Raw genomic sequence first — 16,258 nt, 5'->3', positions numbered from 1 at the left:
CCGTGGCGCGGCGTCTCCGCCGGTCAGGCGGCACATCCCCGCCGGTCAGGCGGCGAAGGAGATGGTTCACGTGTCACAGACGCCCGTGTTGGCGTTGCGTGGGGTCTTCAAGCGATTCGGAGCGGTCCAGGTCCTCTCCGGTGTCGATCTCGAAGTCCACGCCGGAGAAGTGGTCGCCCTCGTCGGCGACAACGGTGCAGGAAAGTCCACGCTGGTCAAGACGATCGCCGGCGTTCACCCCATCGATGAGGGCGTCATCGAGTGGGAGGGCGAGAAGGTGGACATCAGCCGTCCGCACGACGCCCAGAACCTCGGCGTCGCCACCGTCTACCAGGACCTCGCGCTCTGCGACAACCTGGACGTCGTCGCCAACCTCTTCCTCGGGCGCGAGATCAAGAAGGGCGGCGTCCTCGACGAGGTCGCCATGGAGAAGCGGGCCCAGGACCTCCTGTCCACGCTCTCCATCCGCATCCCCAGCGTCCGCATCCCGGTCGCCGCGCTCTCCGGCGGCCAGCGCCAGGTCGTGGCCATCGCCCGCGCCCTGGTCGGCAACCCGAAGATCGTGATCCTCGACGAGCCCACCGCGGCCCTCGGTGTCGAGCAGACCGCCCAGGTCCTCGACCTCGTGGAGCGGCTGCGCGAGCAGAACCTCGGCGTGATCCTCATCAGCCACAACATGGCCGATGTGAAGGCCGTCGCCGACAAGGTCGCCGTGCTGCGACTCGGCCACAACAACGGCGTCTTCCCGGTGGCGACGACCAGCCACGAAGAAATCATCGCCGCGATCACGGGCGCCACGGACAACGCCGTGACCCGCCGCAAGTCCCGCAGCGCGGAGGCATCCAAGTGAGCAACATCAACGAGACCCCGGCCAAGGTCCCGGCCCAGGCCGAGACCACCGAGGCTCCCGCGGCGGCGGAGGGCGCGGTGCGGGTCGTCGACCCCCGCCTCCTCGTCCGCGAGCAGGGCTTCAAGGGCTACTGGACCGAGTTCAAGCGCAAGGTGCGCTCGGGCGAGATCGGCTCGCTGCCCGTCGTGGTGGGCCTGATCATCATCGGGATCGTCTTCCAGGCCGAGACCGGCAACTTCCTCACCTCGTACAACCTCGACCAGATCACGCTGTACGCGGCGGGCCCCGGCATCATGGCCGTCGGCATCGTCTTCGTGCTGCTGCTCGGCGAGATCGACCTCGCGGTCGGCTCCGTCGCGGGTCTCGCGGGCGCGGTGTGGGCCGTCGTCGGCACGGACATACCCGACGGCCTCGCCATCCTGCTCGGCATCCTCTCCGGCACGGTCATCGGCGCCTTCCACGGCATCGTCTTCGCCAAGATCGGCGTGCCGGCGTTCGTCGTGACCCTGGCGGGCTTCCTGGGCTGGGCCGGCATGCAGACCTGGGTGATGGGCGAGAAGTCCACCATCACCACCCCGCTCGGCAGCTTCGTCCGCGACCTGACCAGCTACTACTTCGAGGACGTCGCCGCCGCCTACGGCCTGGCCGTCTTCGTGATCGTCGCCTTCTACCTCGCGCAGCTGCGCGACGCGAAGCGCCGCAAGTCCGCGGAGCTGCCGCACCGCCCGCAGAGCGAGATCATCCTGCGCACCGCCCTGCTCGCCGTCCTGGCGCTGCTCGCCGCGTACGCGTTCAACCAGGAGCAGGGCCTCCCGCTCTCCCTGGTGATCTTCCTCGCGATCCTCGTCATCACCGACTTCGTGCTGCGCCGCACCACGTACGGCCGTCAGGTCTTCGCGGTCGGCGGTGGCGTCGAGGCGGCGCGCCGCGCCGGTATCAACGTGTCCTGGATCCGCATCTCGGTGTTCATGATCTCCGGCACGCTCGGTGCGGTCGGCGGTCTCTTCCTGGCCTCCGCGACCGGCGGCGCCGACCGTTCGCTCGGTGGCGGCAACCAGCTCATGATGTGCATCGCCGCGGCCGTCATCGGCGGTACGTCACTGTTCGGCGGACGCGGCAAGGTCTGGTCCGCGCTCCTGGGCATCCTGGTCATCCAGTCGATCGTCCAGGGCCTCAACCAGATGAACCTGTCGTCGAACGCGATCCAGTACATGATCACCGGTGCGGTCCTCCTCATCGCCGTGATCATCGACTCGGTCTCCCGCAAGACGCAGAAGACAGCGGGCCGCGCCTGACCGCGGATCCGCAGGATTGCCCGGCACCCGCCACGGGTGCCGGGCACCTGCGTGCCGGGGCTCGGGCATACTCGTGTTTTCGGCACCGCGGGCGGCTCGCGTCCACGCCCCAGGCGTACGCGGACGTTGCCGAACATTTAGACTCTGCGGATCGGCAAGAAGTTCGACCGGCTCAAATGCAAGGAGGCACGGGTGCCGTTGCTGACCCAGATCCAGGGACCGCGTGACCTTGACCGGCTCACTTCCGAGCAGCTGGTGCAGCTCGCAGAAGAGATCCGGACCTTCCTCGTCGACGCCGTATCCAAGACCGGCGGCCACCTCGGCCCCAACCTGGGCGTCGTCGAGCTGACCATCGCCCTGCACCGGGTCTTCGACTCGCCGAAGGACAAGGTCCTCTTCGACACCGGCCACCAGAGCTACGTGCACAAGCTCCTCACCGGACGCCAGGACTTCAGCAGGCTGAAGAGCAAGGGCGGCCTGTCCGGCTACCCCTCGCGCGCCGAGTCCGACCACGACGTCATCGAGAACTCGCACGCCTCCACCGTCCTGGGCTGGGCCGACGGCCTCGCCAAGGCCAACGAGGTCCGCGGCAAGGACGACCACGTCGTCGCGGTCATCGGTGACGGAGCCCTCACCGGCGGCATGGCCTGGGAGGCGCTGAACAACATCGCCGCCGCCAAGGACCGCCCCCTCGTCATCGTCGTCAACGACAACGAGCGCTCCTACGCGCCCACCATCGGCGGCCTCGCCAACCACCTGGCCACCCTGCGCACCACCGACGGCTACGAGCGTTTCCTGGCCCGCGGCAAGGACCTCCTGGAGCGCACCCCCGTCGTCGGCAAGCCGCTGTACGAGACGCTGCACGGCGCCAAGAAGGGGCTGAAGGACTTCATCGCCCCGCAGGGCATGTTCGAGGACCTCGGCCTGAAGTACGTCGGCCCCATCGACGGCCACGACATCGAGGCCCTGGAGTCCGCGCTCCAGCGCGCCAAGCGCTTCGGCGGCCCCGTGATCGTGCACTGCCTCACCGAGAAGGGCCGCGGCTACACCCCCGCCCTCCTCGACGAGGCCGACCGCTTCCACGCCGTCGGCAAGATCCACCCGGACACCGGCCTGCCCGTCGCCACCTCCGGCCTCGACTGGACCTCGGTGTTCGGCGAGGAGATGGTCAAGCTCGGCCACGAGCGCGAGGACATCGTCGCGATCACCGCGGCCATGCTCCAGCCGGTCGGCCTGACCGGGTTCGAGAAGGAGTTCCCGGACCGGATCTACGACGTCGGCATCGCGGAGCAGCACGGCGCGGTCTCCGCGGCCGGCCTGGCCACCGGCGGCCTGCACCCCGTCTTCGCGGTGTACGCCACGTTCCTGAACCGCGCCTTCGACCAGGTCCTGATGGACGTCGCCCTGCACCGGTGCGGGGTCACCTTCGTCCTGGACCGGGCCGGGATCACCGGCACCGACGGCGCCTCGCACAACGGCATGTGGGACATGTCGATCCTCCAGGTCGTACCCGGCCTTCGGATCGCCGCCCCGCGCGACGCCGACCAGGTCCGCGCCCAGCTGCGCGAGGCCGTCGACGTCGACGACGCCCCCACGGTCGTCCGCTTCTCCAAGGGCGCCGTCGGCCCCTCGGTCAAGGCGGTCGGCACGGTGGGCGGCATGGACGTGCTGCGCGCGTCCGCCGCCGCCCGGCCCGACGTGCTGCTCGTCTCCATCGGCGCGCTCGCCCCGATGTGCCTGGAGATCGCCGACCTGCTCGACGCCCAGGGCATCTCGACGACCGTCGTCGACCCCCGCTGGGTCAAGCCCGTCGACGAGGCCATGGCCCCGCTCGCCGCGCGGCACCGCGTCGTCGTCACCGTCGAGGACAACAGCAGGGCCGGCGGTGTCGGCTCCGCGATCTCCCAGGCGCTGCGCGACGCGGACGTCGACGTCCCGCTGCGCGACTTCGGCATCCCGTCGGTCTTCCTCGACCACGCCTCCCGCAAGGAGGTCATGGCCGAGATCGGGCTGACCGCCCCGGACATCGCCCGCCAGGTCACCGGCCTGGTCGCCAAGCTCGACGGGCGCTACTCGACGGGCGCGGAGGACCGCACCGTCGCGGAGCGCGTCCGGGACTGACGCGTGCCCCGCTTCGGCCGAACGGGCCGGTCGGACCACCCGTAACGAGTGGTCCGACCGGCCCGTTCGCGTGAATTCCCGGCGCGGCAGGCGTGCCGCCGTCAACGGGTCCGGCCGGGTCCGGAACATGGCGTGCACGACGAGTGCGTGGAGGTACGCCGGTGAGCACGCAGCAGGACCTGCCCCCCAGCGGAGACGGGCTGTTCAGGACCAAGACGGTCGAGCAGTCCATCCGCGACACCGAGGAGCCGGAGCACGCCCTCAAGAAGTCCCTCTCCGCCCTCGACCTCACGGTGTTCGGGGTCGGCGTCGTCATCGGCACCGGCATCTTCGTCCTCACCGGCAAGGTCGCCAAGGAGACGGCGGGCCCGGCCACCGCCCTCGCCTTCGTGGTCGCCGGCGTCGTCTGCGCGCTGGCCGCCCTGTGCTACGCGGAGTTCGCCTCCACCGTGCCGGTGGCCGGTTCGGCGTACACCTTCTCGTACGCCTCGCTCGGCGAACTGGTCGCCTGGATCATCGGCTGGGACCTGGTGCTGGAGTTCGCGCTGGGCACCGCGGTGGTCGCGGTCGGCTGGTCCGGATACGTCCGTTCGCTGCTGGACAACGCGGGCTGGCACCTTCCGGACGTGCTGTCCGGGCCGGACGTGGCGGACGGCTTCGGCTTCGACATCCTCGCCTTCGCCCTGGTGCTGGTCCTGACCGTCATCCTGGTGCTGGGCATGAAGCTCTCCGCCCGGGTCACCACGGTGGTGGTCGCCGTGAAGATCGCCGTCGTCCTGATCGTCATCATCGCCGGGCTGTTCTTCATCGACACCGGCAACTACTCGCCGTTCGTCCCCGAGGCCGAACCCCAGCCCTCCGGATCCGGACTCGACGCCCCGCTGGTCCAGCTGATCTTCGGCTACGCGCCGACGAACTTCGGCGTCATGGGCATCTTCACCGCCGCCTCCGTCGTCTTCTTCGCCTTCATCGGCTTCGACGTCGTCGCCACGGCGGCCGAGGAGACCAAGCTGCCGCAGCGCGACATGCCGCGCGGCATCCTGGCCTCCCTCTTCATCTGCACCGTGCTGTACGTCGCCGTGTCGATCGTCGTCACCGGCATGCAGCACTACACGGAACTGTCCGTCAGCGCCCCGCTCGCCGACGCCTTCAAGGCCGTCGGACACCCCTTCTACGCGGGCGTCATCAGCTTCGGCGCCGCCGTCGGCCTCACCACGGTCTGCATGATCCTGCTGCTCGGCCAGACCCGGGTGTTCTTCGCGATGAGCCGCGACGGCCTGCTCCCGAGGTTCTTCTCCAAGACCCACCCGCGCTTCCGCACCCCGTACCGCCCGACCATCCTGCTCGGGGTGATCATCGCCGTCGTCGCCGGGCTGACCAGCATCAACGAGCTCGCGACCCTGGTGAACATCGGCACGCTCTTCGCCTTCGTGGTCGTCGCGCTCGGCGTCATCGTGCTCCGCCGCACCCGCCCGGACCTGCACCGCGCCTTCCGTACCCCGTGGGTGCCGCTGGTCCCTGTCGCGTCGGTGGCGGCCTCGGTCTGGCTGATGCTCAACCTGCCGGCCGAGACCTGGCTGCGGTTCGCGATCTGGATGGTGATCGGCGTGATCATCTACTTCGCGTACGGCCGCTCGCACAGCCGGCTGCACCGCAGAAACGTCGAGGCCGGGGGCGGAGCACGCCCGCGTACGTGATCCTCACGCGCATGCGGCCTTCACGCCCCCGGCCGCACCGTGCGAGGCCCCGCGCACCGCGCCCCGTGCGCCTCGACCCGGCGCCGCAGCTCGCGGTCGGCGGTGACCACGAGGCAGGGACGCGGCGCCGCGCCCGCCGCCAGATCCGCGATCAGGTCGTCACCGCTGCCCGCGGTCGCCTCCACCCGCACCCCGGGCACCGGGGCGACGTCCCGGGCCCGCCCCTCGACCACCAGGACCAGGTCGACGGGGCCGGGCAGACCGGGCAGGCCGTCACAGGCGTACGGCACCAGCGAATCGCGCAGCCGCTCGGCCGCGCCGCGGCGGTCCCGCCACCAGCCGTCCGGGACGGACCCGACCACGTTGGCGGCGTCGATGATCACCAGGGGCAGCGGGCTCGGCATGGGGCCAGCGTGCCACGCCCCGGCGGCGTACGCGGTCCCCTGGGCGCCGCCCACGCGGGCCGGACGCCGTGATCCAAGGGTTCGAACGGTGATTCTATGATGGTGCTTTCCGCCCTCCTGGTGCCGGTCGTGAGACAAAGCCGCAGATCGGGAGCGGACCATCACGGAAGGAAGACGCCACGACATGCGAGTCAGGTCGAGACGTGACCGGGGGAGCGCCCCGGGCAAGGGCGAGGACGCCCCGCGAGACTTCGACGGCGCCAGGGTGACGGCCGAGACCCCGCTCGACGGACGTTGGCTCGTGCGTGGCAAGGACGGCAGGCTCACCGCGTACGCCCGCAACGAGGACGGACTCCTGCGCTGGACCGAGGAACGCCCCGGCGGACCCGGCTGGGAGGGCCCGGAGTTCTTCCCCGTACCCGCCCTGACCCACCTCGGCCTCGCCCAGGGCGCGGACGGTTACGTGCACTTCGTCGGGCGCCGGGTCCGGGACGGGGCGGACGGCACGCCGCGGGTCGACCTCGTGCACGCCATCCAGTACCAGACGGGCCGCCCGGTCACCGCGTGGCGGACCCTGGGCAATCCGTACAAGGACGGCGACGAGCGGGCCGCCCGCATCGGCCCGCCGGCCGCCGGTGTGGCCCTCAGCGGCAGGGTCCACGTCTTCGTCCGCAACGCCAACGGCGGCATGATGATGCGCCGCGAGGGCACGAACGGCAAGTGGGAGGCGTGGAAGGACCTCAAGGGCACGCTCGGCAAGGAGACGATGGCCGTCGTGGTCACGGAGGCCGGGCGGTTCGAGCTGCTCGTCCCCGGCACCGACAAGGCCATGCGGTGGGCCCAGAGCGAGCGCGGCGCCCCGCTCCTGAAGGGCGACAACCTGAACGTCAGGATCGCCGGCGGCGCGGTGACCGTACTGGAGACCGCCGCCGACCGCACCACCTACTACTGGACCGACGCCGCCGCGGGCACCCTGGTCGCCAACCGCCTGGACACGGACACCCCGCCCATCACGATCGGGGACACCCCCGCCGAGGGCCCGGTCGCGGCGCTGCGCGCCGAACTCGACGACTACGACTGCACCGTGCTCGCCCACCGTGCCCGCGACGGCCGCGTGCTGCTCGCGGCCTGCGGTACGGAGAACGAGGCCGGCGGCCTGTGGTGGGCTGCGACGGGCGAACGCACCGCCGCGCCCCCGGCGTTGGCGCTCGACGGACTCGGGCGCGTGGTCCTCGCGGTGATCGGTGAGCGCGGCGGGCTGTACGTGTCCCGGCAGAACAGCGAACCGGGGCTGGCGTTGGGGCCGGCCCGGCGGGTCTGAAGCGGGGGCTGTGGGACCGTCCGGCCCCATGGCCCCCGTCGAGCGTCAGCCGCCCGTGGCCGGGGACTTCTTGGCCGACGCGGGGATGGCGCTGTCCGTGCGGATCGCCTTCCACAGGGTCGTGGCCTGCGGCTCCGCCGCGACGACGCGGTTGGGGTCGGCCTTGTCGTAGGCGACGGGGAGCATGATCGTCTCCATCGTCTCCGGGTCGACCCCGTTCATCGAACGGGCGAACTTAGCGAGCGACGTGAGGGAGGCCAGTTCCTCGTCGGTGGTGAGGGACTTGGTGGCCGAGGTGGCGATCTTGTAGGCGCTCGTCGGGCTGCCCAGCAGGTCCTGCTTCTTCACCTCGCTGAGCAGGGCCATGAGGAACTGCTGCTGGAGCCCGATGCGCCCGAGGTCGCTGCCGTCGCCGATGCCGTGCCGGGTGCGGACGTAGGAGAGGGACTCGGTGCCGTTGAGCCTGTGCTGTCCTGCGGTCAGGTCGAGTCCGGAGGAGTTGTCGTGGATGTCCTCCGGGACGTCGACGGTGACGCCTCCGATGGCGTCGACGAGGCCCTTGAACCCGGCGAAGTTGATCTCCAGGTAGTGGTCGATGCGTACGCCGGACATCTTCTCGACGGTCTTGACCACGCAGGCCGGACCGACCTGCGAGTAGACGGAGTTGAACATCACGCGGTTCTGGGTGGGTACGGTCGAACCGTCGCCCTCGGTGCACTCGGGCCGGGTCACCAGGGTGTCGCGCGGGATGGACACGGCGACGGCCTTCTCCCGTCCCTCCGGGATGTGCACGACCAGCGCCGTGTCGGACCGCGCCCCGCTGACCGCGCCGCCGCCGCCCAGCTTCTTGTTCTCCGCGCCGGCCCGCGAGTCCGACCCGAGGACCAGCAGGTTCTGCCCGCTGGTGGGCAGCTTCTCGGGGCGGTCCTCCCCGAGCGCCTTGTTGATGTCCACGCCCGTGATGTTGCCGTCGAGCCGGCTCCACAGCCACCAGGCGGTGCCGCCGGCGGCGAGGAGCAGGACGAGCAGCACGACGAGGGTGATCTTGAGGCCGCGACGACGCTTGCGGCCCTCCTTGCGCTTGCCCCGGCCGCCGAGGGACGCCGGGCTGTCCTCTTGAGTGCTCGCGGATATGGCGTCGTGGCTCATCGTGGTCGAGTCCTCAAATCTCGTGGCCCGGGGCGGGCTGTGGAGTGCGTGGGACTCGGGTGGGGGGTTTGGCCGGTCCGTATGTGCATGACTGAGCGTGCACTATAGAACAGAGGATCGTACGAATACGTGTTTTGGTTCCCGGATCACCGGCCGTACGGCCCGGATCGGACGGGTCGTCGCTGCGCATATGATGCTATCGGTCCTGTGTGGGCGCGATGAAGATCCGGTGAAGGCGAGAGGGTGACGGGGCCATGCGGAGTACGAGAACGGGCTCCGCGGACACCCTCCCCGCGGCCCGCACGTCCGTGGGCCACGCGGTCAGCGGCATGCCGCGCGGCCGCTGGATGACCCTCGGCAAGGACGGCAGGCTCACGGTCTACGCCCGCACGGACGGCGGCCTGCTGCGCTGGACGCAGCGGAGCCCGGGCGGCGACCCGTGGGACGGACCCGACTTCGTGCCGGTCGCGGGCCTGACCGACCTCACCGTCGTCCAGGGCGCCGACGCCTACGTGCACTTCCTCGGCCGGCGGGAACGCCGCGGCGCCGAGGGCCCGGCCGTGGACTTCGTACACGCCGTCCAGTACCAGACCGGCCGCCCCGTCACCGCGTGGCGCTCCCTCGGCAACTTCTACCGCGACCGGGAGAAGGGCCTGGAGGTGGGTGCGCCGGCCGGAGCCGTCGACGCGCAGGGGACGGTGTTCGTCCTCGCGCGCAACGCGGGCGGCGGTCTGCAGCTGCGCCGCGAGGGCAAGGGCGGCAAGTGGGGGGCCTGGCAGGACCTCAAGGGCGGCGGCATCTCCGCCGAGATCGTGGCTTCGGTGACCTCCGGCGGACTCGTGGAGGTCTTCGCGACCGGCGACCGCGGGGTGTTGCAGTGGCGCCAGGACGCGCCGGACGGCCCGCTGCAGATGGCTCCGCCCTTGCAGTTCTACGCCCTGGCGGGGACCGCGACGGCACTGGAGACGGGGGCGGGGCGGCTTACGTACTACTGGACCGACGCGGCCACCATGGGGATGGTCTCCTTCCGGGCGGGCGCCTGGCCCGTACTGCTGGGCGGGTACCCGGGAGAGGGAGCCGTCGTCGCTCTGCGCGCCTCGCTCGACGGCTACGACTGCACGGTCCTCGCGCAGCGCGGGACGGGCGGCACGCTGCTGATCGGGGTCTGCGGCACCGAGGGGGAGCAGGACGGCGTCTGGTGGTCCGACACCGGCCAGGAGTGCGTCGGTGAACCCGCGCTCGCCGTCGACGGGCACGGCCGAGTCGTCGTGGCGGTGCGTGGACGGGACGGGGCCGTGTCCCTGACCCAACAGGAGCCGGGTCAGGGACTCAAGCTCTCGGCGCAGTGGCGGCAGCTGTGACCCGGTGCGGTTCCCCGGGGTGCCCGACGACACCTCGGTGTCGTCCTGCCTTCACGTGATGATCACGTGAAGTTGTAAAAGGTTGTACGAGCCCCCCCGTGGGATTCATCACGGGTGCATATGGCATGTGTCCACCTTTTTGGCTGGACGTTGACCGGGTCTTTATGTGAAGGTTCTGTGACTTGTTCGTGAGTGAACAAGTGTGACCGCCCTGCGGGGCGGTTTTTCATGGGGGATGACAGGTTTCGGTCTCATGCCGTTCTTCGTCCGGGCGCAATGAGGCATCCGGTCGAGGCGGGTGCTGGACCGCAGTGGCGTGGGTGGTGGATGCCTCGTGGTCGGTTCCGGCAATCCGGAGGCGGGATCGCTGGTTTCGGCATATCGGTCCGTGGTGCCCGCCGGTGCGCGGAAGGGCATCGTGCGCAGAGTGCCGGCCCCGCTGCGCTCGGCGGTGAAGTCCTCGTTCAGCTCCGTCGATGCCATCCGGTCCGCGACGGTCGTGTGGGCGATGGGCGGCCGTCGCAACGGACCCCGCCACAGCTGGACCTCCACCCGCCGCGTGGTGCGCATCAAGGGCCGGCACGTGCATGCCCTGGTCGTCGAGGGCGCCACGGCATGGGCGGCCCGAGCCCGCAATCTGCACATTCTCGTCGCCGCGCTGGAGGCCGGGGGAGTCGACTACTTCTGCGTGCGCGGCGCCACCAAGGACCTTCCGACCGTCGCGGTGCCCGCGGCACAGCGCGAGGCGGCGGAGGAAATGCTCCAGATCGCCTTCGAGCAGACCCCCGGCTACGTCGGGGCGGCCACCGCGTCGGAGTCCGGCATGCGGCCCGGCGACGGTGCCAAGTCCTGGCGCCAGCTGCGCAGGCACGACGCCCTGCGCGTCGCCTGGTACGTCACCGACCCGACCGAGGAAGTCGTCTACGGCGCCGACCAGGGGTGCGACCTGGAGTTCTGGGAGGAACGGGACGGGCAGCTGGAGGCACCCCGCCCCAACAGGGTGGTGACCGAGGTGCCGGTCGACGCACCGCGTCACACCGTCCCGCAGGCCCTCTTCGCCCTGATCCCCGGTGCCTACTCGACCGGCAGTGCGCGTACCGTCGCCGAGTTCACCCAGCCCCTGGCCGAGGACCACCTCTTCCCCATCGACGTCGTCTACACCTGGGTCGACGACTCGGACCCCCAGTGGAGCGCCGAACGCGACGCCTTCCGTTCGGGGCGGCCGGGTGACCCGGAGCCCCTGGCCCTGCACGCCCAGGCGGCCAACGACGCGCGCTTCACCAGCCGCGACGAACTGCTCTACTCCCTGCGTTCCCTGCACCAGTACGCGCCCTGGGTCCGCACCGTCTACCTGGTCACGGCCGGACAGGTGCCGGGCTGGCTGGACACCGAAGCCCCGGGCATCAAGGTCGTCGACCACCGCGAGATCTTCTCGGATCCCACCGCCCTGCCCACCTTCAACTCGCACGCCATCGAGAGCCAGCTGCACCACATCGAGGGCCTGTCCGAGCACTTCCTCTACCTCAACGACGACGTGTTCTTCGGCCGTCCGCTCAGCGCCGACCGCTTCTTCCACACCAACGGCCTGACCAAGTTCTTCCAGTCCAAGGCCCTCATACCGAGCGGCCCCGTGGACCCGGACGACCTGCCGGTGAACGCGGCGGGCAAGAACAGCCGGGCCCTGATCGAGCGGTCCTTCGGCACCCGTATCGCGCAGAAGATGAAGCACACCCCCCACCCGCTGCGCCGGAGCATCCTCTCCGACATCGAGCTGGTCTACAGCGCGGAGCACCACCGCACCCAGCACTCACGCTTCCGGTCGCCGGACGACGTCCCGATCGCCTCGTCCCTGCACCACTACTACGGCTTCCACACCGGCCGCACCACCACGGCGGATCTGCGCTACCAGTACATCGACCTCGCGGCCGACCAGGCGCAGCGCCGTCTGGACAGCCTCCTCGCCCACCGGAACTTCGACACGTTCTGCCTGAACGACACCGTCGAACACCCCGACCCGGAGGCACAGGAGCGCATGCTCCGGTCCTTCCTCGACAGGTACTTCCCCGTCCCCAGCCGCTTCGAGCTGCCCGACGGCGGCGTCGGTCCCACCCGGCTCACCGACCGCCGCGCCCCGTCCCCGACGCTCGATGCGGTTCCCACCCAACACGGCCTCGCCGACGGAGTTGCCCGATGAAACGCCGACGCTCCCTGCGCGCACTGCGTCGCCGAGCCGCCCGGGTCCGGTCGGTCCTGCTGCGTCGCTACTTCCTGCCCCGCCGCCAGGGCCGCGCAGCCGTGCTCCGCTATGCCGCCGTGCTGGACGGGCAGACCGTGAACCTGCACGCCCGGATGCCGCACTGGGTACGGCCGGACGAGAACGCCCGGATCGAGCTGCGGCGCCGGGGCCGCAGGCACACCACCGGCGCCAAGGTGTACACCGACCACGACGGGGGCGTCGCGATGGACGCCGCGATCCTGCTGGGGCAGGACGTGAGCGGCCTGCCCCTGACCCCCGGCCGCTGGAAGATCCGGCTGCGACTGTCCCACGGGCTGCGCCGCCGCGCGCTGCCCCTGCTCCTCGTGGACCTCCCCGTCCCGTACGGCGGTCCGACGCGGCCCATGGAGGCTTCCGCCGCGACCGGCGACCGCTACCGGCTGGGCCGCGGCGTCACCGGGAGCGCCCAGGTGACGTTCAGCCGGCCCCAGCCGTCGGCGGAGGTCGTGCGGGTTTACGTGACCCACAGCCAGGTCGACGTCACCTTCCGGGTGGTGGGCGGAGAGCCGGAGGCCCCCTCGGTCGAGTTCGTAGCCTCGGGACGCCGCTTGGAGGCGAGTGCCGAACGGCACGGCGAAGGGCTGTGGCAGGTGTCCGCGCCGCTGCACCTCATGGCCCCGCTCCGTGACCGCGCCGAGCAGTGGGACCTGGTTCTCAGCTCGGACAACCTGCGGACCATGCGCCTCGGCCGGCGTCTCCACGACGTCCGCAACCCCGGGCGGGTCTTCGCCTACCGCCAGACCGCGGTCACGCCCGTCGGCCGCCACCCCATGCTCGTACTGCCCCGCTACACACCCGCGGGTAACTTCCGCATCCAGTGCAGCCCGATGACGGAAGCCGTGTAACCGCGCCCAATGAAGATCACCTTTCTCCTGCTCACCGCGGACGCCGTCGGAGGTACCGAACGAGCGGTGTTCAACCAGGCCGCCGAACTCGTGGGCAACCACGACGTCCGCGTGATGAGCATCCTCAAGACCCAGCCGCAGCTCTTCTTCCCGATCGACGAGCGCATCCGGGTCGACTACCTGATCGACCGGACCGGCCCGGCCCCCCTCCCCGTCCGCCCCACGGGACTGGCCCCCGAGGCATGGGCACAGGTCGCGGACCGGCCGAGCGCCCTGGTCGACCCGGCCTGGGAAGCGGCGTTCAACCGGCTGACCGACCTGGAACTGGAGTACGCGCTCCAGCACACCGACACGGATCTCCTGATCACCACCACGCCGGCCCTCATGGCCCTCGCGGTGCAGCTGGCGCCCCCGCACGTGATGACGCTTCACCAGGAGCACCGGGTCTCCGAGCTGCGGGGCACCAGCGCCGAGCCCCTCCTGCGCTACGCCTCCCGCCTGGATGCGCTCGCCGTGCTCAGCAACCGCACGCGCGACTGGTTCGCCGAGACCCTCGGCCACAGCGCACCGCGCATCGACGTCGTTCCCAACGCGCTGCCGCGCGGGTTCCGGCCGCGCTCGACCCTGGAGACCCGGAGCGTCGTCATCGCGGGCCGCCTCGTCGGCGAGAAGCAGATCGACCACGCCATCACCATCTGGGACACCGTGGCCCGCGCGCACCCCACCTGGAGGCTGCGCGTCTTCGGCGACGGCCCGCTCGCCGGCACCCTGCGACGGCAGATCGACATGCTCGGACTCCACGACAGCGTCCAGCTCAACGGCAACTCGCCCCACCTCGCCGAGGAGTGGGCCAAGGCCAGCATCGCCCTCATGACCTCCCGCAACGAGGCCTTCCCGCTGGTGCTGACCGAGGCCCAGGCCGCCGGGGTGCCCGTGGTCTCCTACGACTGCCCCAACGGTCCGCGCGAAGTAATCCTGGACGGGCAGACCGGCATCCTGGTGCCGGCCGGGGACACGGATGCCGCGGCCCGGGCGCTCATCCGGCTCATCGAGGACGCGCCCCTGCGCCACGGCATGGGCCACGCGGCCGCGGAATCCGTCGCCCGGCTTGCGCCGCCCGTGGTCACCGCCATGTGGGAGAGGATCTTCGCCGAGCTGCACGCCGCGCGGGCGTCCGGGGAACGCGAGTCCCGCAAGGCGGAGCGGCAGGCCCTGCACGCCCTGATGAGCGGCCAGGACGGAATCCTCCGCCCGGCCGCGCCGGCCCCCGCGACCACCATCGACACCAAGGCGCAGCGGGCCCTGGAGGAGCGGCTGCTCCGTACCGACAGGGCTCTCGTGCGCGACGGCGGACAGCTGTGCCGCCGGATGGGCAGCGAATCGCCCTGGGACGTGGTCCAGCACAACCTCGCCCTGGTGGCCACCGCGCTGGAGAACGCGCGCATCCCGTACTTCGTGACCAGGGACACCAACGTCAGGCACGCCGTCGCCGTCCACATCTCCAACCGGGAGCTGGTGCTCAAGGCTCTCACCGCCACGCACGGGGACGGCGCGGTGTACGTGGCGCTGCTCAACGAACGCCAGAGCCCGACCGCCACGGTCCTCGCCGCCTTCGCCGAGCAGCACACACAGACCCCCTGCGCCGCCGTGCGCGTCTACCAGAACGCCGTCACGCCCGCCCGCACGCTCCGCCTTGCCGGGGTCTACGGCTGCACCGTCAACTTCTGGGAGGAGGACCCGGAGGACCCGAGCACGATGGTCTCGCCGGTGCGCACCGTGGTGGGCGACAGGGTGTCCGCCCAGACCATGAACGTCACCGGAACCGTCCTGGGCGGACGCACCTACCCCACCATCGAGCCGTACGCCGGTGCCGTCCACGGAGACGTCGACTTCCCCATCGACGCGGTGTACACCTGGGTCGACGGCGGCGACATCGGGTGGCTGGAACGGAAGCACGCGGTGATGCACGCCCTCGGCATGGAGACCGAGGACTCCGCGAGCAGCGCCGCCCGCTTCCGCGACCGCGATGAACTGCGCTACTCGCTCCGCTCCATCGACATGTACGCCCCGTGGATCCGCACCATCTACCTGGTCACCGACCAGCAGGTCCCGGAGTGGCTCGACCTGAACCACCCGCGGGTCCGGGTGGTCGACCACCGGGATGTCTTCGCCGACCCCTCGGTGCTGCCGACGTACAACTCGCACGCCATCGAGAGCCAGCTGCACCGCATCGACGGGCTGTCCGAGCACTTCCTGTACTTCAACGACGACGTCTTCATCGGCCGGGTGCTCCAGCCGGGCATGTTCTTCCACAGCAACGGCGTCGCCAAGCACTTCATGTCCCCGACGACCGTGCCCATGGGGCCGACGACGGCCGCCGACGAGTTCAACGTGAGCGCGGCCAAGAACAACCGCCGGCTGATAGCCGACTCGTTCGGGCAGGTCATCGCCCACTCGTTCCTGCACGCGCCGCACCCCCTGCGCCGCAGCGTCCTCGCGGACATCGAGCACTACTACGGGCCCGACGTCACCCGGACCGCGGCCAGCCGATTCCGCAGCCACTCCGATCTCGCTGTCGCCTCCTCGCTGCACCACTACTTCGGCTTCCACACCCAGCGTTCGGCACCGGGCAGCATCAACTGCGGCTTCGTCAACGTGGGTCTGAGCGAGCACCGGCAGCGGCTCTCCCGACTCCAGCTCAACCGTCCGCACGACGTGTTCTGCCTGAACGACTACCACGACGGCGACGTCACCGAGGACGAGCAGGACGCCGTGCTCGCGGCCTTCCTGCCCTCGTACTTCCCGGTGGCCAGTCAGTTCGAGGCGGGCTCCCCGCGCAACCAGCGCTTCCACGCCGGGAACCTGCCGGGGTGGCCGCTGTGAGCATGTCCCGCCCAGGTCCCCGTTCCTCAGCCGCGCCCGATCGGAGCGTCCACCGAC

At 70.7% G+C, this 16,258-nt stretch carries 11 protein-coding genes; 9 read left to right on the top strand and 2 right to left on the bottom strand.

Annotation, left to right across the window (positions count from 1 at the left end):
* The first annotated feature begins 61 nt into the window (after nucleotides 1–61).
* The 4 genes from BLW14_RS06235 to BLW14_RS06220 all read left to right on the top strand — a co-directional run bounded on the left by BLW14_RS06235 (nucleotide 62) and on the right by BLW14_RS06220 (nucleotide 5,963).
* Nucleotides 62–850: an ATP-binding cassette domain-containing protein gene (locus BLW14_RS06235; RefSeq protein WP_093705153.1), complete on the top strand. Its 789-nt coding sequence runs from the start codon at nucleotides 62–64 to the stop codon at nucleotides 848–850.
* Nucleotides 847–2,145, top strand: a complete 1,299-nt coding sequence (locus BLW14_RS06230; protein WP_093705151.1) for a sugar ABC transporter permease — start codon at nucleotides 847–849, stop codon at nucleotides 2,143–2,145. The genes BLW14_RS06235 and BLW14_RS06230 overlap by 4 nt, the downstream gene beginning before the upstream one ends.
* 192 nt (nucleotides 2,146–2,337) lie before the next feature.
* Nucleotides 2,338–4,266, top strand: a complete 1,929-nt coding sequence (gene dxs, locus BLW14_RS06225) for a 1-deoxy-D-xylulose-5-phosphate synthase (protein WP_093705149.1) — start codon at nucleotides 2,338–2,340, stop codon at nucleotides 4,264–4,266.
* Nucleotides 4,267–4,427: 161 nt separating this feature from the next.
* Nucleotides 4,428–5,963, top strand: coding sequence for an amino acid permease (locus tag BLW14_RS06220; protein WP_093705147.1), 1,536 nt, complete (start codon nucleotides 4,428–4,430; stop codon nucleotides 5,961–5,963).
* Between the two features lie 20 nt (nucleotides 5,964–5,983).
* Here BLW14_RS06220 and BLW14_RS06215 read toward each other — a convergent pair whose 3' ends face one another.
* Nucleotides 5,984–6,367, bottom strand: coding sequence for a PIN domain-containing protein (locus tag BLW14_RS06215; RefSeq protein WP_093710655.1), 384 nt, complete (start codon nucleotides 6,365–6,367; stop codon nucleotides 5,984–5,986).
* A gap of 184 nt (nucleotides 6,368–6,551) precedes the next feature.
* Between BLW14_RS06215 and BLW14_RS06210 the strand changes: the two genes are divergently transcribed.
* The gene (locus BLW14_RS06210) at nucleotides 6,552–7,688 is read left to right on the top strand and encodes a PLL family lectin (protein ID WP_093705145.1); all 1,137 of its coding nucleotides are present in this window, start codon (nucleotides 6,552–6,554) and stop codon (nucleotides 7,686–7,688) included.
* Between the two features lie 45 nt (nucleotides 7,689–7,733).
* Here the strand turns inward: BLW14_RS06210 and BLW14_RS06205 are convergent, their stop codons facing one another.
* On the bottom strand, nucleotides 7,734–8,837 hold the full coding sequence (locus BLW14_RS06205; protein WP_093705143.1) for an LCP family protein: 1,104 nt from the start codon (nucleotides 8,835–8,837) through the stop codon (nucleotides 7,734–7,736).
* 254 nt (nucleotides 8,838–9,091) lie between these two features.
* Between BLW14_RS06205 and BLW14_RS06200 the strand changes: the two genes are divergently transcribed.
* From BLW14_RS06200 to BLW14_RS06185, 4 genes are all read left to right on the top strand, one after another.
* On the top strand, nucleotides 9,092–10,198 hold the full coding sequence (locus tag BLW14_RS06200; RefSeq protein WP_256332696.1) for a DUF8189 domain-containing protein: 1,107 nt from the start codon (nucleotides 9,092–9,094) through the stop codon (nucleotides 10,196–10,198).
* 388 nt (nucleotides 10,199–10,586) lie between these two features.
* Entirely contained in the window at nucleotides 10,587–12,392 is a 1,806-nt protein-coding gene (locus BLW14_RS06195; protein ID WP_093705141.1) for a stealth family protein, read from the top strand.
* Nucleotides 12,389–13,318, top strand: a complete 930-nt coding sequence (locus tag BLW14_RS06190; protein WP_093705139.1) for a hypothetical protein — start codon at nucleotides 12,389–12,391, stop codon at nucleotides 13,316–13,318. The genes BLW14_RS06195 and BLW14_RS06190 overlap by 4 nt, the downstream gene beginning before the upstream one ends.
* 9 nt (nucleotides 13,319–13,327) lie before the next feature.
* On the top strand, nucleotides 13,328–16,201 hold the full coding sequence (locus tag BLW14_RS06185) for a stealth conserved region 3 domain-containing protein (RefSeq protein WP_093705137.1): 2,874 nt from the start codon (nucleotides 13,328–13,330) through the stop codon (nucleotides 16,199–16,201).
* The last annotated feature ends 57 nt before the right edge of the window (nucleotides 16,202–16,258 follow it).

The sequence above is a fragment of the Streptomyces sp. 2131.1 genome (assembly GCF_900105515.1).
Classification (GTDB): Bacteria; Actinomycetota; Actinomycetes; order Streptomycetales; family Streptomycetaceae; genus Streptomyces; species Streptomyces drozdowiczii.
This window is presented reverse-complemented; position numbering and strand designations above follow the sequence as displayed.